We start from the raw sequence: 22,869 nt of genomic DNA on the forward strand, positions 1-22,869 counted from the left end.
CCCGGCTCATGGCCACCGTCTCCGAAGCCCTGTCCATCGCGCTCGACCATCACATCGCCGGGCGGGTGGCGGAGGCGGAGACGCTCTATGGCCGGATCCTGGAGGCAGTCCCCGGCCATCCCGACGCCAGCCATCTGATGGGGCTGCTGCTCGCCCAGACCGGACGGGTCGCGGCGGCACTGTCCCATCTCGACGCCGCTGTGGCCGGCGATCCGGCATCGCCGACCTACCATCTCAACCGCGGCAAGGTTCAGGACGCGCTCGGGCAGACCGCCGACGCGGCGGCGAGCTGGCTCGCCACGCTGCGCCTGCAGCCGGATCACGCGGAGGCGGCGGAGCGGCTGACCCCGGCGCTCCGCCTGCTGGCCGAAACCGCGTTCGATTCCGGCGCCCTGGCCTCCGCCGCGGCGCGTTACGAACGGGTGCTGGCCCTCGATCCGCAAAACCTGTCCGCCGCCTTCGACGCGGCGATGGCCGCCAAGGGGCTTGGACGGTTGCAGGAGGCCGCCCGGCTGGCCGGGATCGCGGCCCGGCTCGACCCGGCGCTGTTGCGCGCCCGCATGGCCGAGGCGGAGGCATGGCAGGCGCTCGACCAGACGGAACGGGCCATTGCCGCGCTTCGTCCGGCGGTGGCCCTGGACCCCGCGCAAAGCGGTTGTTGGGCGAGCCTGTGCCTGCTGCGCAACGCCCTGGGACAGCGCGGCGCGGCGGTCACGGCAGGCCGGCGCGCGGCGCTGGCCGCGCCAACCGACACCGGGCTGCTGGTCCGGCTCGCCGCCGCCCAGCAGATCGCCGAGAAGCCGCGCGCGGCGCTGGCGGCGGTGCGGCGCGGCCTGTCGCTCGACCCCGCCTCGGCGGAGCTGCACCTCGCCCTCGGCGCGGCGCTCGACGCGGTGCATGCCCTGGAGGCGGCCGGGCGGGCGCTGGACCGCGCCGGCCGGCTGCGTCCCGGCGACGTCGCGGCGCTGGCTGAGCGTGGCCGCCTGTGCGAGCGCGCCGGGTCGGTGGAGCGGGCGGCGGCGCTGCTGCAACGGGCGCTGGCCGCGCGTCCGGGCGACGGGGACTCCTGGGTGGCGCTCGGCCGCGCCGCGCTGCGGCGGGGTGATGCGGCCTGGGCCGTGCGCTGCGCCCGTTGGGCGCTGCGGCTCGCCCCCGGCCTGCCCACCGGCCTGCTGCTGGCCGGCGCGGTCCGCGAGGGGCAGGGTGCCGACGGCGAGGCGCTGGCCCTCTATGACCGGGCGATCGCCGCCGCACCGGGCATCGGTACGGGCTTTTCCTGCCGGGCGATGCTGCTGCTGCGCCGGGCCGTGGGCGATGCCCCATCGCCGCGCCGAGCGTCGGGCAAGCGGCGCCTGTCGGCCTCCACGCTCGGCCATGCCGGGCGGTTCGGCAACCAGCTTCTCCAATACGGATACCTGCGCGTCTGCGCGGAGCGGAACGGGATGGAGCTGGAAACGCCGGAATGGATCGGGCGCCATCTCTACGGCTTGGACGACCCCTTGCCCGGCCCGCCGCTGCCCAGCCTGCATGAGGAGGACTGCGGTGTTCCGGCGCTGCTGGACGGGCGGGCGCTGTCGGGCGCGGACGGTCACGACGTGGTTGGCTATTTCTGTGGCGACACCGCGCCGCTGGCCCCCTACCGCGCGCGGTTTCGCAGCTTATTCACGCCGGTCGGCGCGGTGGCGGAGCACGCCGCGGCGGCGCTGAATGGGTTGCGGGCGCGCGGGCGGACCCTGGTGGCGATCCATCTGCGCCGCGGCGATTTCGGCCTGAACGACCGCTTCTGGATCGCGCCGGAGGGCTGGTATCTCGACTGGCTGGCCGGAGTGTGGACGACGCTGGACCAGCCGGTGCTTTATCTCGCCACCGACGCGCCGGAACTGGCGGACCGCTTCGACCGCTACCACCCCGTTCTCGCCGGCGATCTGGGGACGCCGCTGCCGGGGGCGGAGTTCTTCACCGACCACTGGATCCTGTCGCGGGCTGATCACGTCGCCGTGTCCAACAGCTCCTTCTCGGTGACGGCGGCGATGTTGAACCCGGCGTTGCGCGCCGCGCTGCGCCCCGACCGCAAGACGGCGCGGCTGGTGCCCTTCGATCCCTGGAACGGGCCGGTCCTGCTTCCCTGACCGGTGTCAGCCGGGACGGCGGACGTAGAGCGCGTCGCCCCAGCTGTGATGGTAGGGGCTGGTTTCGGCGACGCGGTCGAAGCCGTGGGCGAACAGGATGTCGTCCACATCGGCGGCGAGGCCCGAGCCTTCATACAGCTCCGCATAGCTCACCTCGGTCATCACCGCGTCGAACCGGGGCAGCAGGCTGCGGCAGCCGTTCAGAATCCGGCATTCCGACCCCTGCGCGTCGATCGCCAGCACGTTGAAATCCCCCGGGGCGAGGCCGTTGGACGTCAGCAGGTCCGGCAGGGTCCGGGTCTCCAGCTCGATGACCTCGTCGACGGTGATGTGGGGATAGACGGTCAGATGGCCGGTCGGCTCCAGCAGGGAACTGGACTGGCGGCTCGACATGCGGGAAAAGCGCGCCAGCCCGGCCGTGTCGGACACCGCGGCGTTCAGGCAGACGACGTCGCCGTTGCCGGCGAAACGGGCCTGGAGCGTGGCGAAGGTCGCGGGGTCCGCCTCGACGAACAGGACGCGGGAGCAACCAGCTTCCTGGTAGTTGATGTATTCCTCGCCCTCATGGGCGCCGACATGGATGATGCCGCGCGGCGCGACGCCGTGGCGGGGAAACAGGTCCTTGTAGCGGAACATGCTCTGGCTGCGCGCGAACAGCCGGTTCCAGTGCCGGGGGGCGACCGCCATGTGCGTGCCGCCGCGCCCGTCCGCCGGCGGCGTGGCGCGGAACTCCAGATTGCGGTCGGCGAAGCAGAACAGCGAATAGCCGTAAGCTTGCAAGCGCGCGTACAGCGCGGCCAACTGCCCTCCGGCCTCGGCCTCGTCGAACTGGAGGAAATCGATGCGGCGCAGGCGCAGCAGATCGGCGGCACCGTCCAGCACCGCCAGGGCGTCGCCGCAGCCGTCCAGAACCAGCCAGTCGATGTGGCGCAGCCCGACCGGACCGCACCACGCGTCGAGTCCTGGCGAGGAAGATGGCGGGGCAAGGCATGCCCGGCCAGCGGCGGGGTCCGCCCACCGCCCTGCGCCCGTTCCAACTGCCACCAGAGTGGCTTCGGGCGGCAGGAAGGCTTTCTGAAGCGTTAGACCGGGAAGGGAGGGCGTCTCGTGCTGCATCTCGTCACCGCCATGGGCCTGATCGACAGTCCCAAGGGATGATCGCAGCCGCTTCCCGTCGCCTTGGCACGGTCGCCATTGTGGAAGCGGACGCGGGGCGGGTCAACGGCACCGCCCCGATCGCATTGGTTACGGCGTCAGGCCGCGCGGTGAAGGAAGCCCAGATGCTGCGGCGCCAGGGTGGAGGCCCATTCCTCCGCCGCATCCTGCGCCTCGCGGCGGGTGGCGAACCAGCGGGCGTCGGGGGTCCAGCTCAGCCCCTCGTGCTCCGCGTGCCAGTTCCACCAGCCGTCGGTGGCCTCGCAGACCGTCAGCATCACGCCGAACGCGGATTCCAGGGCGCGGGCGCCGGTCTTAGCCTTTTCGTTATGCCAGTCCATAAGCGTTACTCCAGATGTCCTGCCTTTCGGCATAGCATAGTTCGGTAGACGAACAAAACCAAAAACGGAGGAGGCTGCTCGGGATTGCCGGTCCGGACGCTGCGTCCCCTCACTCCGGTAAGGACGCAAACGCCGTGGGCTGCGTGACTATTCCATGGCGCGCGCGGCGCGCGCGTTCGGCGGCGCGATGTCCCAGCCGGACGGTCATGATTCCCAGGGCGATTCCCACGGCGTCCCCGGTGAGATCGGACAGGCTGGCCTCGCGTCCCGGGACGAAGGATTGCGCCACCTCGATGGTGGCGCCGAGCGCGAAGACCGCCAGCACCGCCAGGACGGCGGAGCGCCGGCTGGCGCTGGCCAGGATGCCGAGCAGGGTGAGGAGCCCGAAGGCTCCGGCATGCACCAGCTTGTCGAAGCCGTAAAGGCCGCTGGGCGCCAACTGCGGTTGCAGCGCGGCCCAGAAGGCGATCCCCATGAGGCCGAGAAGGGCGCAGAGCGCGAGTCGGCGCCAGACAAGGGAAAGTGGGCGGAACGTCATGACGGCCTCCTGCGACGAAGGCCATCCTGCGCGGAACACTCTCAAGAGCCGGTTAACCGCCCAATGTCCGCGCTGTGACATCAGGCGGGCAAGGCTCGTTTCAGGAACCGGTCGCCAGCCCCATGGCAATGCCGCGCGCTTCGGTGAAGGCGGCGCGCTGCTGCACCAATGTCCCGTCGGCGTAGACGCCCCAGCCGCTCTGCGAGCCGGTGGCGTGGTAACGGATTTCGATCCGGCGGTGACAGTCCTGCATCACGAAGTGACAGGGACTGATCTTCTTCCACATGGACACCATCGGCATGTCGGGCACCCATCCAAGCGATGAATTACGATGACTGTACCAATGGCCGATTATGGTTGCCGTGATATTAACGAGACGGCGTCCGATTCCTGCGCAAAATGGGTAGTGACCTGTTCAGGCTGGGTTTTTCTGGGTTTCCAGGCATCCGGGAGCGTCCTGGACCGGCTTTCCGGGGAGGGGCATATGCCCGATGGGAGGACGTGCCTCGGACTTCATTGGTTAATATTCTACTAACGGACGGGTGGTCGGCCCGCCAACGATAGGGTAGGGTGGCTCATCTCAATCACCTTCGAGAGTGACTGGACGATGCAATCGGTCTCCATCTTTCTGATCGACGCCAACAAACTTTTCCGCGAAGGCATGAAGGCCCTCTTCTCGGAAGGGGAGTTCCGCATCACGAAAGAGGCCGCCAGTTTCAGCGACGTACCGCCGCCGGGCATGATGGAGGGCGACACGCCCGAGTTGATCATGATGGACCCGGCTTCCGCCAACGGCACGGTCCAGGCCGTGACCGTCCTGCGGGAGCAGTATCCGACCGCGCGGCTCGTCCTTCTGGCCAGCCATCTCGACGCCCAGGAAATGGCCAACGCCATCCAGGCCGGCGCCGACGCCTTCCTGATGAAGGACATTTCCCCCGCCGCGCTGGCGCAGTCGCTGCGTCTGGTGATGATCGGCGAAAAGGTCTTCCCGACCCACCTCGCCGCTCTCCTCATCACCGGCAAGGCCGGCGCCAACACCAGCGCCAACGGCCCGACCGCGGCCAAGGGCCTGTCGCAGCGCGAGACGCAGATCCTGGAGCGCCTGCTGCAGGGTGACAGCAACAAGATGATCGCCAATCATCTGAACATCACCGAAGCGACGGTGAAGGTTCACTTGAAGAGCCTGCTGCGCAAGATCAACGCCTCCAACCGCACCCAGGCGGCCATCTGGGCGCTGGAGAACGGGTTCGGCGGCAAGGTGGAAAAGCCGATGGAAGCCGTCGCCTAAGGATCAGGACGCCGCGCCATCCCGGAATCCGGTGGCTTCGACGCCTGACACGCTGGAAGGGTCAGGCTGGAAAAGTCAGAACGAAGCGGGTTCCGGGGCGGCCGCCCTGATTGGGGCGGTCGATCTTCAGCTTTCCGCCGAGCTGGCGCACCAGACCGTGCACCAGCGTCATGCCCATGCCTTGCCCCGACCCGGCGGGCTTCACCGTGCCGGCGCCGTCCGGCAGACCGGCCCCGTCGTCGGTCACCGTCAGCCGGCGGTCGTCTCCGCAGGCTTCGAACCGTACGGTCACCGTCCCCTGTTGTTGCGCGCCGAAGGCGTGCTTCAGGGCGTTCAGCACCAGCTCCGTCACGATCAGCCCCATGGACGAGGCCTGCGCGGCGGGCATCGGGATTCCGTGCGTGGCGTCGATGACCAGGGTGCAGCGGCCCGAATCGATGAAGGCACCGGTCAGGCTTTCCCCCAGCCGTTGCAGATAGTCGGCCGCGTCGAGCGTGGCGAGGTCGTTGCGCGTCGCCTCGAACAGGCGGCGCTGCACCAGCGCCATCGCCTGGATTCGTGAGAAGGCCTGCTCCACCGCCTTGCGCGCCGCCGGGTCGGTGACCGTGGCGGTCTGCATCGACACCAGCCCGTGCAGAAGCTGGAAGCTGTTCATGATGCGGTGGCTCATCTCGTGGGCCACCAGCTCGCTGCGGCGGGCCTCGTCCAGCGCCGCGGCCAAACCCTGCGCCGCCCGCTTTTCCGCGTCGATGTCGCTGACCACGGCGACCACGCCGGTGATCCGCCCGTCGCCGTCGCGCAGCGGGGCCGCCGACACGCGCGTCCAATGCTCCGTCCCGTCGGCGGCGCGGTGCAGGAAATCCATGCCGGGCACCACGATCTCGCCCCGCAAAGCGCGCGCGCCCGAGAAATCCTTGCGCTCGACCGGCCGCCCGTCGGGGTGGAAGGCGCGCCAACGCGACGCCTCCCGGTCGTCGGCGGATGGCAGGGAACCGTTGGTGTAGTCGCGCATCAGCCGGTTGTTGCGGGTGGTGCGGCCCTGCGTGTCGTAGACGGCGACGCCGACCGGCAGATGCTCCAGAACCGAGGACAGCAGCGCTTCGCTGGACTGGCGCTCGCGCTCCGTCCGGTCCCGCTCGATCAGCAGGGCGGCGGTGTGCGTCAGCAGATCCACCGTTTCCAGGTCCGGCGGGCCGGGGACGCAGGGGGCGGCGTGGAAGATGGTGAAGGTGCCCAGGATCGCGCCGCTGACCGCGCGGATCGGGGTGGACCAGCAGGCGGCGATGCCATGCTCGCGCGCCAGCGCGTGGTGGGACGCCCAGTGAGGGTCCAGCGCCACATTCTCGACCACCACCCGTTTCCCGCTGTGGGCGGCCTGACCGCAGGAGGGGGCTTGCGGGCCGATCGCTGATCCGTCCATCGCCCGCGCGCAGGAGTCCGGCAGGCCCACCGCCACGCCGAGGCGCAGGGTGAGACCGTCCTCGTTCACCAGGAAGATGGCCGCCCGTGCGCCGAGCTGTTCGGCGCCCGCCCGGACCAGCAAGGCCAACACCTCGTCCAGCCCGGCGCCGCCGATCGCCCGCTCCAGGGCGGTCTTCTGGGCAAGCAGCAGCCGTTCCGATCGTCGGGCGCCGCCGCTGTCCCGCTCCGCCCCATGATCGTCCACTGTGCCGTCGCCTTTGCGCTTGATGCCGCGCCCCGCGGGGCAGCGGCATGTTACGCGTCCACCCCCAGCCGCGCCAGAGAATGCGGCTATGGCTTTGGTTGGACGCAAAATTTGTGCGGAAATGCCCGCGTCCGTTGGTGTCGTCAGTTGGTGTCTTCGGGGTAGGGAGGCGAGGTGCGCCAGGAGAACAGCGTCATTGCCCGGTAGCTCTGCTCCCCCGACAGGCCGTAGGCCGGCTCCGTCGAGGCGACCAGGGCGCCGCTCCGGTTGTCGTAGGCAAAGGCGGAGAATTTCGCGACCGCCTGGTTCTCGGTGGAGCTGTAGACCGATGCCTCCGGCAGGGTGATCGTGCCGGGCAGGGTGATGGGGGGAATGCCCAGCACCGTCTTGCTCTGGTTCACCGACAGGGCGCCCAGCCGGATCTCGATGATCGTGTCGGCGGCGGCCCGGTCGGGGACGAGGCGGATGCCCTGGCGCAGCAGCGATTCCTTGATCGCGCTGGCGGCGTATTTGGCGTCGGTGCCGTCGAAATTGCCGGTGTCCAGAAAGGCGCGCTTGTCCGCCGGCAGATCCAGCCGCAGGCGGTTGGCGGCGTTGTCGGCGGCGCTGGAGATCAGGAGCTGTTCGGTGGCGGTCCGGGACGGAAGGCTTTCCTTCACATCGGTGCATCCGGCGGCCAGGGCCGCGGTGGCCGCCAGCGCTGCAAGGATCATCGGTCTGTTGCGGGGCATTCGGGTCCTCGTGCTTTTCCCCTCCGGCTTCTCAGGTTCGCCCGGTCTGGGCAAGGGAGAGATTTGGGACCGGCCCCGCACACCGCAGAACACACTGGGCAAAAAAAAGCCACGCACGGAAACCGCACGTGGCCTGAGTCTAGGGAGGAAACGCCCTATAGAGCGTGCTGCCGAGGCAGCAAAAGAAAGATAGGGGGGAGGAAGCGTTCTGTCCAGGGGTTATGTAAACGTTTTCATCTCAACGATGCTTTCGCAGCGCTGTTACGCCGTCACCACGGTACTGACCGGACGCTTCAGGAAGCGCAGCGCGACCGCCGTGGTGACCGTCCCGGCGACCAGGGCGACGACGTAGCCCGCCAGATGGGTGACGGCGTTGGGAATGGGCAACACGAAGATGCCGCCGTGCGGAACCTTCAGCTCCGCCCCGATGCCCATGGAAATGGCGCCGGTCAGCGCCGCGCCGAGGACCAGCGCCGGGATGACGCGCAGCGGGTCGCGGGCGGCGAAGGGAATGGCGCCCTCGGTGATGAAGGCGATGCCCAGGATGCCCGCGGCGTTGCCGGCCTCCCGCTCCTCCCTGGTGAAGCGGTCGGCGAACAGCTTGGTGGCGAGGGCGAGGCCGAGCGGCGGCACCATGCCGGCGGCCATGGCGGCGGCCATCGGGGTGTAGACCTGGGATGCGATCAGGCCGGTGGAGAAGGCGTAGGCGGCCTTGTTGACCGGCCCGCCCATGTCGAAGGCCATCATCGCGCCGATCAGCAGGCCGAGCAGGATCGCGCTGCTGCCCTGCATGCCCTTCAGCCAGGCGCTCAGCGTCGCCAGGGCCTCCGCCACCGGGGCGCCGACCACATAGATCATGGCGAGGCCGGTGACCAGCGAGCCGAGCAGCGGCAGGATCAGCACCGGCTTCAGTCCCTCCAGATTCTTGTGCAGCCGGATGTTGCGGTTGAGGAAGCTGGTGGCGTAGCCGGCGATGAAGCCCGCGACGATGCCGCCGAGGAAGCCGGCGCCGAGATTGGCGGCGAGGATGCCGCCCACCATGCCCGGCGTGATGCCCGGACGGTCGGCGATGGAGAAGGCGATGTAGCCGGCCAGCGCCGGAACCATCAGCGCGAAGGCGCCCTTGGCCCCGATCTGGAACAGCGCGTTGCCCAGCGTGCCCTGCTGGCTGTCCTCGAACACGTAGATGCCGCCGAGCGCGAAGGCGATGGCGATCAGCAGGCCGCCGGTCACCACGAAGGGCAGCATGAAGGACACGCCGGTCATCAGATGCTTGTAGGGGCCGCTGCGCTGCGCCGCCGCGTGCTCCGCCTTGGCGGCCTTGCCCGCCGCCACGCTGTCGGCCAGCGCCGGGGCGCCGCCGTGGGGCTGCGCCTCGGCCAGGGCGCGTTCGACAAGGGCGCGGCCGTCGTTGATGGCGGGCTTGGTGCCGCTCTTGAAGACGCGCTTTCCGGCGAAGCGGGCGAGGTCCACCTGCGTGTCGGCGGCGATCAGCACCACGTCGGCCTCGCGGATCTCCTGCTCCGTCAGCGTGTCGCGCGCGCCGACCGAGCCCTGGGTCTCGACCCGAACGGCGTGGCCCAGCGCCTGGGCGGCCTGCTGGATGCCCTCCGCCGCCATGAAGGTGTGGGCGATTCCGGTGGGGCAGGAGGTGATGGCGACGATCTTCTTCGTGCCCGTTTGCGCCGGAGCTTGGGCCGGGGCGGTCGCCAACGCCTGTTCCAGCACGGCCCGCGCGTCGCGCAGCACGGCGTCGAGCGCCGCGGCGCTGCGCTTCAGCCCGGCGAAGCGCTCCTCGCCCAGATCGCCGGAGCCGACGAGAATGACCCCCTGCGCGCCCTGCGCCGCCCCGGTGGGCAGCGTGTTGCGGACGCCGAGGCTGGAGCGCACCTCCACCTGAATGGTGTGGCCGAGCGCCGCCGCGGCCTTGCGCAGCGCTTCGGCGGCCAGGACGGCCTGGGTGCTGAGATCGCCCGCCGCGATCACGGCCAGCATGTTCGCCATGGTTTCCTCCCGAGCGGTCGCCCGCTCCCCGTTCATTAAAGCGTTGAGAGTTCGACCTGTCCGGCCAGCGCGCGAACCGCGTCCGCCCCCGGCAGGTTGGGTCCGAAGCAGCCGAGCTTCGCCGTGGCGAAGGCCACGGACAGGCGGGCGATGCCCTCCAGCGGCGCGTCCGCGCCGAAGGCGGCGATCAGCCCCGCCACCATGGCGTCACCGGCCCCCACCGTGCTCAGCGCGTTGACCGCCGGCAGGCGGGCGTGCAGCGCCGGGCCGTCGGCCACGAACAGCGCGCCGTCCGCCCCCAGCGAGACCACCACGACCGCCACGCCGTTCCGGTGCAGGCCGCGCGCCGCCTCCAGAAGGTCGGCGGTGGCGGGCAGGGGCGCGCCGGCCCAGGCTTCCAGCTCGTGCCGGTTCGGCTTGATGCAGAAGGGCAGGTCCGGGGCGGCCAGCGCCGCCGCCAGCGGCGGGCCGCTGCTGTCCAGAACCACGCGGGCGCCCTGGGCGCGCAGGTCCGCCGTCAGCGTCGCGTAGCTGTCCGCCGGCAGCCCGTCCGGCAGGCTTCCCGCCAGCAGGACCGGCGTGCCCGGCAGGACCAGCTCCCGCAGGGTGCGGCGCACGCGGTCGAGCGCGTCAGTGTCGGCGGTCAGGCCGGGCAGGTTGAGGTCGGTGGTGTCGGCGGCGGCAAGGTCGGCGATCTTGACGTTGACGCGCGTCTCGCCGGGCAGCCGGACGAATCGGTCGGCGATGCCCTTGGCGGCGAACAGCGCCTCGAAGGCCGCGGCGTTGCCGCTGCCCAGCAGGCCGGTGGCGACCACCGGCGTGCCCCAGTCGGCGAGACAGCTCGCCACGTTCACGCCCTTGCCCCCGGCGTTGCGCCGCACGGCGCTTGCCCGGTGCACATGGCCGGGGCGCAGCGCCTCCACCGTGATGGTCTGGTCGATGGCCGGGTTCAGCGTGACGGTGACGACGGGCCGGATGTCCTCTTCGAGCGTGCTCATGCCTCGCCTCCGTCGAGCGCGCGCACCGCGTCGGCGGTCTCGCAGTCCAGCGCCCGTTGCGCGGCTTCCTTCAGGGCGGACAGGTCGCTGCCGCGCAGGCGGTCCTTCACGGCGGGAATGTCGCGCGGCGTCATGGAGAGTTCGCGCACACCGAGCCCGGTCAGCAGGGCCGCGCCGAAGGGGTCGCCAGCGATGCCGCCGCAGACGCCGACCCAGCGGCCGTGCCGCTCCGCCCCCTCCACCGTCATGCGGATCAGCCGCAGGACGGCGGGGTGCAGGCTGTCGGCCTCCGCCGCCAGTTCGGGGTGCTGGCGGTCGATGGCCAGCGCGTATTGCGTCAGGTCGTTGGTGCCGATGGAGAAGAAATCGACATGGCGGGCCAGGACGTCGGCCTGGATGGCCGCCGCCGGCACCTCGACCATGATGCCCAGCGGCACGGCGGGGGCGTCCAGCTCCGCCCGGATGCGCTCGCAAGCGGCGCGCAGGGCCTGCACCTCGCCCAGCGCCGTGATCATCGGGAACATGATCGACAGGGCTCCGCCGTCCTTGGCGGCACGGTAGAGGGCGCGGAGCTGCGTCTCCAGAAGCTCGGGCTTGCGCAGCAGCAGGCGGGCGCCGCGCACGCCGAGGAAGGGATTCTCCTCGTGGGGAAGCTGAAGGTGCGGCACCTGCTTGTCGCCGCCGATGTCGAGCGCGCGGACGATCAGCGGACGGCCCTCCAGCGCGGTCAGCATGCCGCGGTAGGTCTCGTACTGCTCGTCCTCGCCGGGGGCGTCGCCGCGCTCCAGGAACAGGAACTCGGTGCGCATCAAACCGACGCTCTCCGCCCCCTGCGACAGGGCGACCGCCACCTGATCGGGACGGTTGACGTTGGCACCGATCTCCACCTCGTGGCCGTCGCGGGTGCGGGCGGGCAGGCCGCGCCGGGCCTCCTCCTCCGCCTTGCGGGCCTCCTCCCGCGCGATCCAGGCACGGGCGTCGGCTGTGTCGGCCTCGGCGGGGGACAGATGCAGGCGCCCGGTCTGCCCGTCGAGGATGGCCGGGGTGCCGTTCGCCAGTTCCATCAGCGCGGCCCCGCCCGCCACCATGGCCGGAAGCCCCAGCGTGCGCGCCAGGATGGCGGTGTGGGAGGTCGGGCCGCCCTGCGCCGTCGCCAGCCCGATCACCCGCGCCATGTCCAGCGCCGCCGTGTCGGAGGGCGACAGGTCCTCGGCGATCAGGATGCAGGGGGTGTCCGGCAGGTCCGGCGCCCCGCCGGTGCGCAGCGCCGGGTCGATCCGCGCCAGCACGCGCTGGCCGACGTCGCGCAGGTCGGCGGCGCGGGCCGCCAGCACCGGGTTGTCGAGCGCGGCTAGCCCGGCGGCGGTGCGCTCCACCGCCTGATGCCAGGACCAGGCGACGCCGTGCCCCTCGACCATGAGCTGGCAGGCCAGAGTCACGAGGTCGGTGTCGTTCAGGATTTCCGCCTGGGCGGTGAAGATCGCCGCTTCGGAAGGCCCGAGCCGCCGGGCGGTGTCGTCGGCCAGCGCCTTCAGGGTCTGGCGGGTCAGGCTCAGCGCCTCGTGCAGGCGGTCGCCGCCTTCGATCAGTGGGACCGGCTCGTCGGGCACCGACACGACGGCGCGCGGCAGCACATGCACCGGGCCGATGGCGAGTCCGGGGCTTGCGGCGATTCCCGGAACGGCGGGCAGCGGGTTCGGCGGCGTCCAGCCGCGCGCGGGGGCGCGGGCCTTCTGCGCCGCGGCGGCGGCGTCTGCCTTCTCCCGCGCGGTCAGCCGGGTGATGGTCGCCTGCATGCGGGCGAGCGCCGCCACGGCGTCCTCGCCCTCCGCCGAGACGACCACGCTGTCGCCGGCCCGCAGGCCGAGCTGGAGCAGCGCCACCAGCGCCTTGGCGTCGGCCACCAGATCGCCGTGGCGGACCTGGATGCGGGCGGCGGACGCGCGCGCCGTCTCCACCCAGGCGGTGGCCGGGCGGGCGTGCAGGCCGGTGGGGTAGTCGACCACCCAGTCGAACCGCTCCGCCAGATCGCCGCCCGGCGTGGTGGGGGCAGAGGCAGGGGCGTCCTCGCTGAGGGCGGCGGCGAGGGCGGCGGGGTCGGTGACGGTGAACAGGGCGGTCAGCCGCGCCTCGTCCTGCATCAGCCGGGTCAGGCGGCGCAGCACGGCGATGTGGGCGTCGGACTGGGCGGCGATGGCGACCACCAGATGGGCCGTCTGGCCGGGATTCCATTCGACGCCGCCCGGCACCTGGAGGATGGCGATGCCGTTGCGGCGGACCATGTCGCGGTCCTCGACCATGCCGTGGGGGATGGCGACTCCGTGGCCGAGGAAGGTGTTCGCCACCGCTTCCCGGCGCAGCATGCTGGCGGCGTAGGCCGGATCGATGCAGCCGGCGGCGATCAGGAGCTGGGCGGCCTCGCGGATCGCCTCCTCCTTGCCGGCCGGGCTGGCGTTCAGTCGCAGCAGATCGGGCCGCAGCAGATCGGGGGGCAGGCCGGTGGGCATGATGGCTGTGTTGGTGTCGGGGGCCATGGCGGGTCCGTCTCCTCCGTTCGGTTTGGCGCCGGGCGTTCTTGAGTGTCGTCCTTGCAGCGCTGTTATTGAAAACGATTACATCAGGCTCTGTCAACGGAGTTTGCATTGAATCCGCGGACTCCTTCGGGCACACTGTGCCGTATGGGGCGGCGGAATGGCCCTAAGGGATGGAAACGATTTCAAAAACAGTTTCAAGCCGGATCGGTGGCCGCATCATCATGAGCGACAGCGTCAAAGCCATCAGCATCAAGGCCATCGGTATTAAGGATGTCGCCCGCGAGGCCGGGGTCTCGGTTGCCACGGTGTCGCGGGTGCTGAGCAACGGCCCGGTCAGCGACGCGCTGCGCGCGCGGGTGGAGGACGCGGTGCGGGCTACCGGCTACCGCCCGAACCTGTCGGCGCGGCGGCTGCGCTCGCAGCATTCCCAGACCATCGGGCTGATCGTCTCGGACATCCGCAACCCCTTCTTCACCGCGGTCAGCCGCGCGGTGGAGGACGCCGCCTTCCAGGCCGGCATGCGGGTGATCCTATGCAACACAGACGAGAACCCGGAGCGGGAGGCCATGTACCTGCGGCTGATGCAGGAGGAGCGGGTGACCGGCCTGATCTTCGCGCCGACCCGCGCGACGCTGGCCCAGCTCGACCGGGCCGATCTGGATTTTCCCGTCGTGCTGATCGACCGCAGCGCGCCCGCCGGGCGCTTCGATTCGGTGGTGCTCGACAACCCGCAGGCCGCCGCCCTGCTGGTCGATCACCTGCACGCCCAGGGCTACCGCCGCATCGCCGGCCTGTTCGGCAACACCAGCACCACGGCGGTGGAGCGCCACGCCGGCTATCAGGCGGCGCTGGCCGCCCATGGTCTGCACGCGGAGGCGCGCTTCGTCCCGCCGACCGCCGAGGCGGCGGAGGCGGAGATCGCCCGCTGGCTGGCGGAGGCTCGGCGCTCCGGCGCCATGCCGGACGCGGTGATGGTCAGCAACAGCCTGCTGCTGATGGGGGTGGTGAAGGCCACGCGGACGCTGGGGCTGGCGATTCCCGGCGATCTGGCGGTCGCGGGTTTCGACAACGAGCCCTGGACGGAGCTGGTCGGCCCCGGTCTGACGGTGATCGAACAGCCGGTCCACGAGATCGGGCGGGCGGCCATGACGCTGCTGTTCGAGCGGCTCGACGACCCGGAGCGGGCGACGCGCAAGGTGGTGCTGTCGGGGACCTGCGTGGCGCGGGGATCGACGGGTGGGGTGAGTGGTTGAATTGGGGCCCCCCTCCCGACCTCCCCCCGCTTCGCAGGGGGAGGAGAAAAAGCCCTCCCCTGCGAAGCGGGGGAGGGTTGGGTGGGGGCTCGATGAAACCACTTACCCCGACCGTTATTACCCCCGCTTCCTCTTCCCCGGCGCCCGCGCCAGTTCCGGCACCGGGGCCAGCATGCCGGCGCTGACGAAGCTGCTGATTTCCGTGATGATCTCGTCCGGGTCGCCGGGGTTGCAGATGCCCGGCGCCAGCTCCTCCAGCCGGTGGGTGTCGGAGAAGGCGTAGAGATAGGCGCCGATCATCAGCGTCATCCGCCAGTAGACATCCCGCTCCGACAAATGCGGCAGCGCCTCCTTCAGCGCGGCGGCGAAGATGCGGGTCGAGGCGTCGTAGGCCTCGTTGCGCAGCTTGTAGGAGATTTCCGGCGGCTCGGTGTGCAGCCGAGCCTGGAGCCGCATGAAGGTGCGGCCCCCCTCCGTCTCGCGCATGGCGAGCGCCGGCATCAGGAAGGCGTAGACGATGTCGCGCACCGCCGGCGGCGTGGCCCCGCGGCGCAGCGCCTCCAGCCGCTCCATGCGCTCGTCGGCGATCTTCCGGCCGCGGCGCAGGAAGACCTCCTCGAACAGCCCGTGCTTCGATCCGAAATAATAGCTGATGAGGGCCTGGGTCACCTCGGCCCGGTCGGCGACGTTGCGCAGGCTGGTGCCGGCGTAGCCGAGGTTGGCGAACTCCAGCTCCGCCGCATCCAGGATCTGGTCACGCACGTTGCTGGTGCCCTCAGGACGGCCCGGGCCGGCGCGGCGGCCGCGCGGGGGGCGGCCCCGCGCGGTGCCGCTCTCCGGCACGGAGTCGGCAACGGGCGCGCTGTCCTGGACTTTGCTCATCGGTCGGCTCATCTCACTCCCGGCGGCACGCTTCGGATGGAAAGTCTAACATGGTGCAACGCCCGATCCTCTTTTCAACCATAGCAGCGTCTCACAAGGCGAGAATGCGCTCCGCCGGAACCACGTCGCCGTATTTCTGGCCGATGTCGAACAGGTTGGCCTCGTGCGGCGCCAGGGCGCGGTCGCCCACGCAATCGGCCATGACGACCGGGCGGAAGCCGTGGCACATGGCGTCCACCACGCTGGCCCGCACGCAGCCGCTCGTCGTCGCTCCGGCGATCAAAAGAGTCTCGACGCCGCGCTGTGTCAACCACGGCGCCAGCCCGGTCCCGAAAAAGGCCGAGGGAACCGTCTTGCGCACCACCAGCTCCCCCGGCACCGGGGTCAGCTCCGGCACGATGGCACTGATGGCGGCGTGTTCCGTCAGGGTCTGCATGCCCGGCACCTTGATGGAGAAGACGTTCCCGTCCGATCCGTCGTCGGCGTAGACGATCCGGCTGTGGGCGACTGCCCAGCCCATGGCGCGGGCCTTCTCCAGCACCTGAGCCGTGCGGGCGATGGCCGGCGCGATGTTGCCGCCGCCGAACACCGCCGGGTCGGCGAAGCCGTTGACGAAATCGACGATCAGCAGACCGATCCGGCCCTGGATGCCCAGCGACCGGCCGAAGCCCTGCCGCTCGTAGACGGCCTGTTCCGAAACACTCATGCCAGTTCCTTTCCGGCCAGCAGCTTGCCCTCGCGGACGACCGCGCGCCCGTCCAGGCTGACGGTGCAGTTCCGCATGGGGATGTCGATGTGGCAGGCGGTGGTGCGCGACCCGCCCGCCTCGTTGTTGGGGCCGAGCGAGAAGAGGAAGTTCCCGGCGAAGGCCCGCGCGTCCATGCCCAGCGTCTGCTCGCGGTCGTAGAGGCCGAGCGTCGACCAGCGCGCCCGCGTCTGCGTGCCCCAGCCGATGTGGGAGATGGCGTAGGCTTCCGGGTCGGCGAAGGCGTCCATGTAGTCGTTCAGCAGGTCGGCATCCAGCCCGCCGGTGATGGCGGTGACGTAGCCCTTCTCCACCGTCATCTCGATCTGGGACGTCAGATAGGACTTCATCGGCAGGAGGATGTCGCCCTTGTCGAGGACGATCCGTCCGCTCGCCTGCCCCTCGTTGGGGAAGGTGAAGCCGAAGCCGCTCGGCCAATGGTCCCAGCGCCCCGGCTCGTCGACGAAGCCGTATTCCTGCACCGTGGGGAACTCGCCGATGGGCAGGCGCAAGTCGGTGCCGGCGCGCGAGGTGACGTGCATCTCCTTCGCCGCCTTCAGCAGCGCCGTCGCCTCGCCCACGGTCACCTTGTCCTCCAGGCTGGGAAGCAAGCGGACGAGCACCTCCGGCGGTTCGACGGCGAGCAGGATCTTGGTGCCGCTCTCCAGGATCTCCATCTGCTCCGGCGAGAAGAGGAGGGTCATCAGGTCCAGCACCAGATCGCTTTCCTTCAGCGCGGCCATGGCGGCGCGGTTTCCGGTCAGCGGGGTGGTGCCGAGATAGGCGAGGCTGTCGCGGCTGTGGGCGTGCTCCGCGTTCACCGGCGGCAGGTCCAGCCGGTTGACCCGCGCCCCCAGGGTGGAGGCGGCGATCAGGGCGGTGCGCAGGGTCTGCGGGTGGGTGCCGTCGCTGGTCAGGACGGTGACCACCTCCTGCGGCTTCAGCTTCGACAGGGTCAGAACATGGGTCCAGGCGCGGACCATATCGGCGTCACTGACGGGCATGATGCGTGTCCCTTTCCGGATGGGTGGTCAGACGGCGGTGCCGAGGAACGTGCCGAAGGCGCGGTAGAAGCCCTCCGCGTCGTCCCAGGGGATCATGTGGCCGGCCCCCTCGACGCGGGTGACGGCCAGCTCGGGCTGGAGTTCGCGAATCTCCGCCTCCTCCTCCGGCCGGATCACGTCGCCGCGCCCGGCGGCGATCAGCAGGGCCGGGCAGGGGATGCGCGGGAAGTCGGCGTGGATGTCGTCGGTCTGGAAGTCGTTGAAGGCGGTGACGATGGCCCGCTCGTCGCAGGTGTGCAGCCATTCGGCGCGCAGGCGGAGTTGCTCGTCCGTCCAGGTTGGGCAGAAGGGCCGCATGGCCTCCAGGTCCGCGCCCTCGCGCATGAGGCGGATGGAATCCACGTACCAGGGCAACTGCGCCGGGTAGGGACGGCGGCCCGGCCCGGAGACCGGCGGATCGACCATGACCAGCCGCGCCGGGGCGGCGCCATGGCGGCTGACCGCGCGCAGGCCGATGCGCGCACCCATGGAGTGGCCGACCAGCGCGTAGTCGCGCAGGCCCAGCGCCTCGGCGAAGGCCGTCACGTCGGCGGCCATGGCGTCGAGCCCGTAATCGAGCGCGTCCGACGCCTCCGACAGGCCGCGCCCGCGCACGTCGAGCACGTAGGTATCGAAGCTGCGCCCGAAGCGCTCCGCCACGAAGCCCCAGGTGACGGCGGGGCTGGTGATGCCCGGAACGATGACGACGGGACGTCCCTGGCCGCCGTAGCGCAGGTAATGCTGGCGGATGCCGTTGGCGCGGACGTTCGCGCCGTAGCGGTAGGTGCTGCTGGTCATGGCAACCCCCGTCAGTAGGCGCCGGAGAGCAGGGCGCCGGCCCCCGGAACGCGCGTCGGCAGGCCCAGCGCCTTCAGCTTGGCGTAGGTGGTGGCGACGGCGGCGCTCAGCACCGGCTTGCCGGTCATCGCCTCGACCTGCGCGATGGCGGGCAGCGACGGCATCTGGACGCAGGCCGACAGCACCACGGCGTCCACCCCGGCGGTGTCCATGCCCGCGACGATCGCCGGCAGGCGGGACGGGTCGTGGCGTCCGACCTCCAGATTGTCTGGGATTTCCAGGGCCCGCCAATCGGCCACCTGCACGCCCTCATGCTCGATGTAATCGACGACGAGCTGCGCCAGCGGCTTCATGTAGGGGGCGACCAGGGCGATTTTCTTGGCGCCCAGAACATGCAGCCCGTCGACGAGCGCGCCCGCGCTGGTGATGACCGGGGCGGCCCCGCCGTTCTCCACGGTGCGCCCGTGCAACCGCTCCTGCGAGACGCGGTGGTAGCCCTTGCCCATGCTCATGATGGCGACGAGGCAGGCGTAGCCCAGCACGTCGACGCGGGCGTCCGACAGCTCCAGCGCGCAGCGGTCGGACTCGGCGTCCATGGCGGCGAGCTCCTCCTTCTTCACCGTCTTCATGCGCATGCGGCTGGAATGGAAGGTGAAGCGGGTGCCGTGCGCCAGCGCGTGGGCGGTCAGCATCGCCGGGATTTCCGTCTCCATGGTCGTGTTGGAGCTGGGGACAATCTGGCCGATGCGATAGGTCTTGTTGGTCATGGTCGGTCCTTGGAGATGTCTTGCGGCGGGGCTGGCTTTCGTTGTTGCCCTGGCCCCCACCCCGGCCCTCCCCCGCTTCGCAGGGGAGGGAGATTTTCGCGAGAGCGGCGGCAGTTCCCTCCCTCGCGCAGCGGGGAAGGGTTAGGGTGGGGGCAACGTCGGCCCACTCACGCCACGAGGCGCGGCTTGTCGGAGAGGTTCGGGCGAAAGGCGCGGGCGTCGTACTGGTAGACCCAGTTGGCCTGGATGCCGGTGGCCTGCGGGTTGAACAGGCCGCGCAGCCAGTACATGAAGTCGCGCTTCGCCTGGGCCAGCGGGGAGGGCAGGTGGTAGGTCCGCCCGCGCTCCCGCGCCTCCAGCTGGACGCGGCTGGTGCGGGGAAGCCGCTCCGCCTCGTAGTCGCGCAACGCCGAGGCCACGTCGCTCCCATGGCCCTTCAGGGATTCGGCCAGCACATAGGCGTCCTCGATCGCCATGGCGGCCCCCTGCGAGAGGAAGGGCAGCATGGGGTGCGCGGCGTCGCCCATCAGCGTGATGCGGCCCTTCGACCAGCTCGTCATCGGGTCGCGGTCGAACAGGCCCCATTTGTAGACCTGGTCCACCTTGCTGAAGAGCGTCTCCACATTGCGGTGCCAGCCACGGAAGGCGCCGAGCATCTCCTCCTTGCTGCTGGGGGCGTTCCAGGACTCCTCCACCCACTCCTTGGTCTCGGCGACCGCCACGATGTTCACGGCCTTGCCGCCGCGCACATAGTAGGTCACGACGTGGCTGTGCGGTCCGAACCAGAAGGAGGCGTCGGGGCTGACATAGTCCACCACCCCGCCGGTCGGCACCACGGCGCGGTAGCACATGTGGCCGGTGAAGCGCGGCGCCTCCGGCCCGAACAGGGCGGAGCGCACGACGGAGCGCACGCCGTCGGCGCCGACGATCAGGTCGGCCTCGTACTCGCTGCCGTCGCTGAAACTGGCGACCGCCGTGCTCTTGTCCTGGCGCACGCCGGTGCAGCTCACCCCGAAGTTGGCGACGCTGTCCGGGACCAGCGAGGCCAGGATGGCGTGCAGGTCGGCACGGTGGATGTGGATGAAGGGCGCGTCGTAGAGCACCGGGCAGGTCTCGATCAGCGGCGTGCGGAAGCTCTCCCGCCCGCTGCGCCAGTTGCGCCCGACCAGCGATTGCGGCAGGAAGCCGGCGGCCAGCATCTGGTCCAGAAGCCCCAGCGACTTGATGACCTTCACCGCGTTCGGCGTCATCTGGATGCCGGCGCCGATCTCGCCGAAACCCGGCGCCCGCTCGAACAGGCGGACCTCGAAGCCGCGCTGGAGCAGGCTGCCGGCCAGCGCGACGCCGCCGATGCCGCCGCCGACGATGCCAATTCGCATGTTGGTTCGCACTCTTGCCTCCTGAAGGACGGCGACCGAGAATTGTTCGGTCGTTCGTTTAATTATTCATGACACGGCCTTGCGCCGTCGCTGTGGCCTTCAGCCGCCCAGATAGGCGCGCAGCAGGTCGGGATCGCCGCGCAGCTCCGCCGAGGGGCGGCTGGCGGTGATGCGACCGGTCTTGACCACATAGGCGCGGTTGGCGACGCCCAGCGCGTTGTGGATGTTCTGCTCGACCAGCAGAACGGTGACGCCGTGGGCGTTGACGGAGCGCACCACGTCGAACACCTCGTCGGCCATCTTCGGGCTGAGGCCGAGGCTGGGCTCGTCCAGCATCAGCAGCCGCGGCTCCGACATCAGCGCGCGGGCGATGGCGAGCATCTGCTGTTCGCCGCCGCTGAGCGTCCCGGCCATCTGGCGCGACCGCTCGCGCAGCCGGGGGAAGCGGTGGAAGGCCATGCCGATGCGCCGCTGCACCTCCTCGCGCGAGCGGCAGAGATAGGCGCCGAGCGCGATGTTCTCCTGCACCGTCATGTTCGGCCAGACGTGCCGTTCCTCCGGGCAGTGGGCGATGCCGGCGGCGACGATGCGGTCGGCGGGCAGGTTCGCGATGGACTTGCCGTTCCAGACGATGGTGCCGGAGCGCGCCTTCAGCAGGCCGGAAATCGCCCGCAGGATGGTGCTCTTGCCGGCGCCGTTGGCGCCGATCAGGGCCACCGTCTCGCCGGCCCGCACGTCCAGCGACACGCCGTGCAGCGCCGCCGTGGAACCGTAGGAGACGTGCAGCCCGTCGACGGCGAGGACCGGCGCGTTGGCGGCCTCGGCGATGGCGGAGGGCGAGGGGGATTCGGAGAGCAGCGTCATGCGGCGGCCTTTCCGAGATAGGCTTCGGCGACCTGCCGGTTCTCCAGGATCTCGGCGGGCCGGCCCTCGGCCAGCTTGCGGCCGAAATTGAGGACGACGATCCGGTCGGACACCGACATGACCAGATCCATGTTGTGCTCCACGATCAGCAGCGCGTCGATGCTGCGCCCGACCAGCGTCTTCAGCACCGCGCCGAAGGTCCCGGCCTCGTGGCTGTTCAGCCCGGCGGCGGGCTCGTCGAGCATCAGCAGGCTGGGCTTGGCGGCCAGCGCCACCGCGACCTCCAGCAGGCGCAGCTCGCCGCAGGACAGCAGATGCGCCGGGGCGTTCATACGCTGGGCCAGACCCATCGTCTCGACGATGGCCGCGGCGCTCTCCCGCGCCTCGCGCTCGGCGCGGCGGACCGCCTCGCCGGGGAAGAAGGTGGCGAGGAGGGATTGGCGGCTCGCCATGTAATGGCCGGTCAGCACATTTTCGAAGACCGTCAGCCGCTTCATGACGTTGGTCTTCTGGAAGCTGCGGACGAGGCCGAGCCGGGCGATGGCGTGGGGCTTGCGGTTGGTGATGTCCTGCCCCTTGAAGCGGACCCGCCCGTTGCTCGGCGCGTAGAAGCCGGTCAGCATGTTGAAGCAGGTCGTCTTGCCGGCGCCGTTGGGGCCGATCAGGCCGACGATCTCGCCGGGCTCGATGTGGAAGCTGAAGTCCTTCACCGCCGTGATGCCGCCGAAGGTCATGGTCAGTTCGTCGGCGCGCAGAAGCGGCTGCCGGTCGGTTGTCGCCGTCATACGGTGCGCTCCTTCGCGGCGTTGAGGGTCGGCTTGGCGGCCTGCTGCTCGCGGCGCTGGGCGATGAAGCCCATCAGGCCGTTGGGCAGGAACAGGACGATGGCCATGACGATCAGCCCGAACAGGGTGAGGCGGAGTTCCTGCATCTCGCGCAGATACTCCTCCAGCACGGTCACGATCACCGCGCCGGCCAGCGGGCCGATCAGCGTGCCCTTGCCGCCCAGCAGAACCATGATGATCATCGTCGCCATGAAGGCGAAGCGGAACACCTCCGGCCCGACGAAGGAGATGTAGTGGGCGTAGAAGCCCCCGGCCAAGCCGGCCAGGAAGGCGCCCAGCACGAAGGCCTGCATGGCCGTGCCGAAGGGATCGACGCCGATGGACTGCGCGACGTAGCGGTTCTCGCGCACCGCCACCGCAGCCCGGCCGGCGTTCGAATAGACGAAGCGGTAGGAGAGGTAGAGCGCCACCGCGGCGATGCCCAGCACGATCAGGAAGAAGCCGGCCTTGTCGGTGACGGCCACGTCCCCGAACAGATTTTGGCCGACGCCCGCCAGTCCCATCGGGCCGTTGGTCACCGCGATCCAGTTGTTGGCGATGATGCGCAGCACCTCGGCGAAGGACAGGGTGACGATCACGAAGTAAGGGCCCTGCAGCCGCAGCGTGATCGCCCCGATGGCGAAGCCGAAGACGGCGGAGACCAGCCCGGCCAGCGGGATCGTCACCCACATCGGCATCCCGGCCTGGGTGGACAGCAGCGCCGCCGTGTAGGCGCCGGTGCCGAGGAAGGCGGTGTGGCCCAGCGAGAATTCGCCGACATAGCCGACCACCAGATTGAGGCTGCTCGCCAGCACCGCGTAGAACAGCGCCATGATGGCGAGGTGCAGGATGTACTGGTCCGACACCGCGAAGGGCAGAAGCGCCGCCCCCGCCAGAAGGGCCAGCAGGATGTTGCGTTCCAGGGTCATG

At 70.3% G+C, this 22,869-nt stretch carries 21 protein-coding genes; 3 read left to right on the forward strand and 18 right to left on the reverse strand.

Features of this window, described 5'->3' with window-relative positions; all coding sequences use genetic code 11:
- Positions 1–8: 8 nt before the first annotated feature.
- Complete coding sequence (locus H0B54_RS23570; RefSeq protein WP_188262344.1) at positions 9–2,129, forward strand: tetratricopeptide repeat protein; 2,121 nt, start codon at positions 9–11, stop codon at positions 2,127–2,129.
- Between the two features lie 6 nt (positions 2,130–2,135).
- On the opposite strand, the gene H0B54_RS23575 is transcribed toward H0B54_RS23570, so the two are convergent.
- The 4 genes from H0B54_RS23575 to H0B54_RS23590 form a co-directional block, all read right to left on the reverse strand.
- A complete protein-coding gene (locus tag H0B54_RS23575; RefSeq protein WP_343069019.1) occupies positions 2,136–3,173 on the reverse strand; it encodes an FkbM family methyltransferase in 1,038 nt (345 codons plus the stop codon).
- 209 nt (positions 3,174–3,382) lie between these two features.
- Positions 3,383–3,625, reverse strand: coding sequence for a hypothetical protein (locus H0B54_RS23580; RefSeq protein ID WP_040137885.1), 243 nt, complete (start codon positions 3,623–3,625; stop codon positions 3,383–3,385).
- Positions 3,626–3,734: 109 nt separating this feature from the next.
- On the reverse strand, positions 3,735–4,163 hold the full coding sequence (locus H0B54_RS23585) for a VanZ family protein (RefSeq protein ID WP_188262346.1): 429 nt from the start codon (positions 4,161–4,163) through the stop codon (positions 3,735–3,737).
- Between the two features lie 100 nt (positions 4,164–4,263).
- Positions 4,264–4,464, reverse strand: a complete 201-nt coding sequence (locus H0B54_RS23590; protein ID WP_014200194.1) for a hypothetical protein — start codon at positions 4,462–4,464, stop codon at positions 4,264–4,266.
- A gap of 306 nt (positions 4,465–4,770) precedes the next feature.
- Here H0B54_RS23590 and H0B54_RS23595 point away from each other — a divergent pair, with 306 nt between their 5' ends.
- Positions 4,771–5,451, forward strand: a complete 681-nt coding sequence (locus tag H0B54_RS23595) for a LuxR C-terminal-related transcriptional regulator (RefSeq protein ID WP_014200193.1) — start codon at positions 4,771–4,773, stop codon at positions 5,449–5,451.
- Positions 5,452–5,512: 61 nt separating this feature from the next.
- Here H0B54_RS23595 and H0B54_RS23600 read toward each other — a convergent pair whose 3' ends face one another.
- The 5 genes from H0B54_RS23600 to ptsP form a co-directional block, all read right to left on the reverse strand.
- Complete coding sequence (locus H0B54_RS23600) at positions 5,513–7,117, reverse strand: GAF domain-containing protein (RefSeq protein WP_188262347.1); 1,605 nt, start codon at positions 7,115–7,117, stop codon at positions 5,513–5,515.
- A 143-nt stretch (positions 7,118–7,260) separates the two neighbouring features.
- The gene (locus H0B54_RS23605; RefSeq protein WP_188262348.1) at positions 7,261–7,848 is read right to left on the reverse strand and encodes a DUF6655 family protein; all 588 of its coding nucleotides are present in this window, start codon (positions 7,846–7,848) and stop codon (positions 7,261–7,263) included.
- Between the two features lie 261 nt (positions 7,849–8,109).
- Positions 8,110–9,852, reverse strand: coding sequence for a fructose-specific PTS transporter subunit EIIC (locus H0B54_RS23610; RefSeq protein WP_188262349.1), 1,743 nt, complete (start codon positions 9,850–9,852; stop codon positions 8,110–8,112).
- 35 nt (positions 9,853–9,887) lie between these two features.
- A complete protein-coding gene (pfkB, locus tag H0B54_RS23615; protein ID WP_188262350.1) occupies positions 9,888–10,850 on the reverse strand; it encodes a 1-phosphofructokinase in 963 nt (320 codons plus the stop codon).
- Positions 10,847–13,384, reverse strand: coding sequence for a phosphoenolpyruvate--protein phosphotransferase (ptsP, locus tag H0B54_RS23620; protein ID WP_188262351.1), 2,538 nt, complete (start codon positions 13,382–13,384; stop codon positions 10,847–10,849). Before ptsP ends, pfkB begins: the two co-directional genes overlap by 4 nt.
- A gap of 221 nt (positions 13,385–13,605) precedes the next feature.
- On the opposite strand from ptsP, the gene H0B54_RS23625 reads away from it, so the two are divergent.
- Positions 13,606–14,637, forward strand: a complete 1,032-nt coding sequence (locus tag H0B54_RS23625; RefSeq protein ID WP_188262352.1) for a LacI family DNA-binding transcriptional regulator — start codon at positions 13,606–13,608, stop codon at positions 14,635–14,637.
- Positions 14,638–14,754: 117 nt separating this feature from the next.
- Here the strand turns inward: H0B54_RS23625 and H0B54_RS23630 are convergent, their stop codons facing one another.
- From H0B54_RS23630 to H0B54_RS23670, 9 genes are all read right to left on the reverse strand, one after another.
- Positions 14,755–15,519, reverse strand: coding sequence for a TetR/AcrR family transcriptional regulator (locus H0B54_RS23630; protein WP_188262353.1), 765 nt, complete (start codon positions 15,517–15,519; stop codon positions 14,755–14,757).
- A gap of 91 nt (positions 15,520–15,610) precedes the next feature.
- Complete coding sequence (locus H0B54_RS23635) at positions 15,611–16,225, reverse strand: isochorismatase family protein (protein WP_174451711.1); 615 nt, start codon at positions 16,223–16,225, stop codon at positions 15,611–15,613.
- A complete protein-coding gene (locus tag H0B54_RS23640) occupies positions 16,222–17,268 on the reverse strand; it encodes a 2,5-dihydroxypyridine 5,6-dioxygenase NicX family protein (RefSeq protein ID WP_188262354.1) in 1,047 nt (348 codons plus the stop codon). Before H0B54_RS23640 ends, H0B54_RS23635 begins: the two co-directional genes overlap by 4 nt.
- 27 nt (positions 17,269–17,295) lie before the next feature.
- Positions 17,296–18,105 (reverse strand): alpha/beta fold hydrolase, encoded by an 810-nt coding sequence (locus tag H0B54_RS23645; protein ID WP_188262355.1) that lies wholly within the window; start codon positions 18,103–18,105, stop codon positions 17,296–17,298.
- An 11-nt stretch (positions 18,106–18,116) separates the two neighbouring features.
- A complete protein-coding gene (locus H0B54_RS23650) occupies positions 18,117–18,872 on the reverse strand; it encodes a maleate cis-trans isomerase family protein (RefSeq protein WP_281390110.1) in 756 nt (251 codons plus the stop codon).
- 167 nt (positions 18,873–19,039) lie between these two features.
- A complete protein-coding gene (locus H0B54_RS23655) occupies positions 19,040–20,251 on the reverse strand; it encodes an FAD-dependent monooxygenase (protein WP_188262356.1) in 1,212 nt (403 codons plus the stop codon).
- A 99-nt stretch (positions 20,252–20,350) separates the two neighbouring features.
- On the reverse strand, positions 20,351–21,115 hold the full coding sequence (locus H0B54_RS23660) for an ABC transporter ATP-binding protein (protein ID WP_188262357.1): 765 nt from the start codon (positions 21,113–21,115) through the stop codon (positions 20,351–20,353).
- Positions 21,112–21,900, reverse strand: a complete 789-nt coding sequence (locus H0B54_RS23665) for an ABC transporter ATP-binding protein (protein WP_188262358.1) — start codon at positions 21,898–21,900, stop codon at positions 21,112–21,114. Before H0B54_RS23665 ends, H0B54_RS23660 begins: the two co-directional genes overlap by 4 nt.
- Positions 21,897–22,868 (reverse strand): branched-chain amino acid ABC transporter permease, encoded by a 972-nt coding sequence (locus tag H0B54_RS23670; RefSeq protein ID WP_188262359.1) that lies wholly within the window; start codon positions 22,866–22,868, stop codon positions 21,897–21,899. Before H0B54_RS23670 ends, H0B54_RS23665 begins: the two co-directional genes overlap by 4 nt.
- Position 22,869 lies beyond the last annotated feature (1 nt).

Origin of the sequence: Azospirillum tabaci (genome assembly GCF_014596085.1) — a bacterium.
Lineage (GTDB): Bacteria > Pseudomonadota > Alphaproteobacteria > Azospirillales > Azospirillaceae > Azospirillum > Azospirillum tabaci.

What these genes read in the sequence shown, in the direction of transcription:
- H0B54_RS23635 (WP_174451711.1), bottom strand. Translation starts at nt 16,225, where the DNA reads ATGAGTGTTTCGGAACAGGCCGTCTACGAGCGGCAGGGCTTCGGCCGG.
- H0B54_RS23665 (WP_188262358.1), bottom strand. Translation starts at nt 21,900, where the DNA reads ATGACGGCGACAACCGACCGGCAGCCGCTTCTGCGCGCCGACGAACTG.
- H0B54_RS23625 (WP_188262352.1), top strand. Translation starts at nt 13,606, where the DNA reads ATGAGCGACAGCGTCAAAGCCATCAGCATCAAGGCCATCGGTATTAAG.
- pfkB (WP_188262350.1), bottom strand. Translation starts at nt 10,850, where the DNA reads ATGAGCACGCTCGAAGAGGACATCCGGCCCGTCGTCACCGTCACGCTG.
- H0B54_RS23660 (WP_188262357.1), bottom strand. Translation starts at nt 21,115, where the DNA reads ATGACGCTGCTCTCCGAATCCCCCTCGCCCTCCGCCATCGCCGAGGCC.
- H0B54_RS23610 (WP_188262349.1), bottom strand. Translation starts at nt 9,852, where the DNA reads ATGGCGAACATGCTGGCCGTGATCGCGGCGGGCGATCTCAGCACCCAG.
- H0B54_RS23605 (WP_188262348.1), bottom strand. Translation starts at nt 7,848, where the DNA reads ATGCCCCGCAACAGACCGATGATCCTTGCAGCGCTGGCGGCCACCGCG.
- H0B54_RS23670 (WP_188262359.1), bottom strand. Translation starts at nt 22,868, where the DNA reads ATGACCCTGGAACGCAACATCCTGCTGGCCCTTCTGGCGGGGGCGGCG.
- H0B54_RS23590 (WP_014200194.1), bottom strand. Translation starts at nt 4,464, where the DNA reads ATGCCGATGGTGTCCATGTGGAAGAAGATCAGTCCCTGTCACTTCGTG.
- H0B54_RS23645 (WP_188262355.1), bottom strand. Translation starts at nt 18,105, where the DNA reads ATGACCAGCAGCACCTACCGCTACGGCGCGAACGTCCGCGCCAACGGC.
- H0B54_RS23585 (WP_188262346.1), bottom strand. Translation starts at nt 4,163, where the DNA reads ATGACGTTCCGCCCACTTTCCCTTGTCTGGCGCCGACTCGCGCTCTGC.
- H0B54_RS23580 (WP_040137885.1), bottom strand. Translation starts at nt 3,625, where the DNA reads ATGGACTGGCATAACGAAAAGGCTAAGACCGGCGCCCGCGCCCTGGAA.
- H0B54_RS23630 (WP_188262353.1), bottom strand. Translation starts at nt 15,519, where the DNA reads ATGAGCAAAGTCCAGGACAGCGCGCCCGTTGCCGACTCCGTGCCGGAG.
- H0B54_RS23650 (WP_281390110.1), bottom strand. Translation starts at nt 18,872, where the DNA reads ATGACCAACAAGACCTATCGCATCGGCCAGATTGTCCCCAGCTCCAAC.
- H0B54_RS23595 (WP_014200193.1), top strand. Translation starts at nt 4,771, where the DNA reads ATGCAATCGGTCTCCATCTTTCTGATCGACGCCAACAAACTTTTCCGC.
- H0B54_RS23655 (WP_188262356.1), bottom strand. Translation starts at nt 20,251, where the DNA reads ATGCGAATTGGCATCGTCGGCGGCGGCATCGGCGGCGTCGCGCTGGCC.
- H0B54_RS23640 (WP_188262354.1), bottom strand. Translation starts at nt 17,268, where the DNA reads ATGCCCGTCAGTGACGCCGATATGGTCCGCGCCTGGACCCATGTTCTG.
- ptsP (WP_188262351.1), bottom strand. Translation starts at nt 13,384, where the DNA reads ATGGCCCCCGACACCAACACAGCCATCATGCCCACCGGCCTGCCCCCC.
- H0B54_RS23570 (WP_188262344.1), top strand. Translation starts at nt 9, where the DNA reads ATGGCCACCGTCTCCGAAGCCCTGTCCATCGCGCTCGACCATCACATC.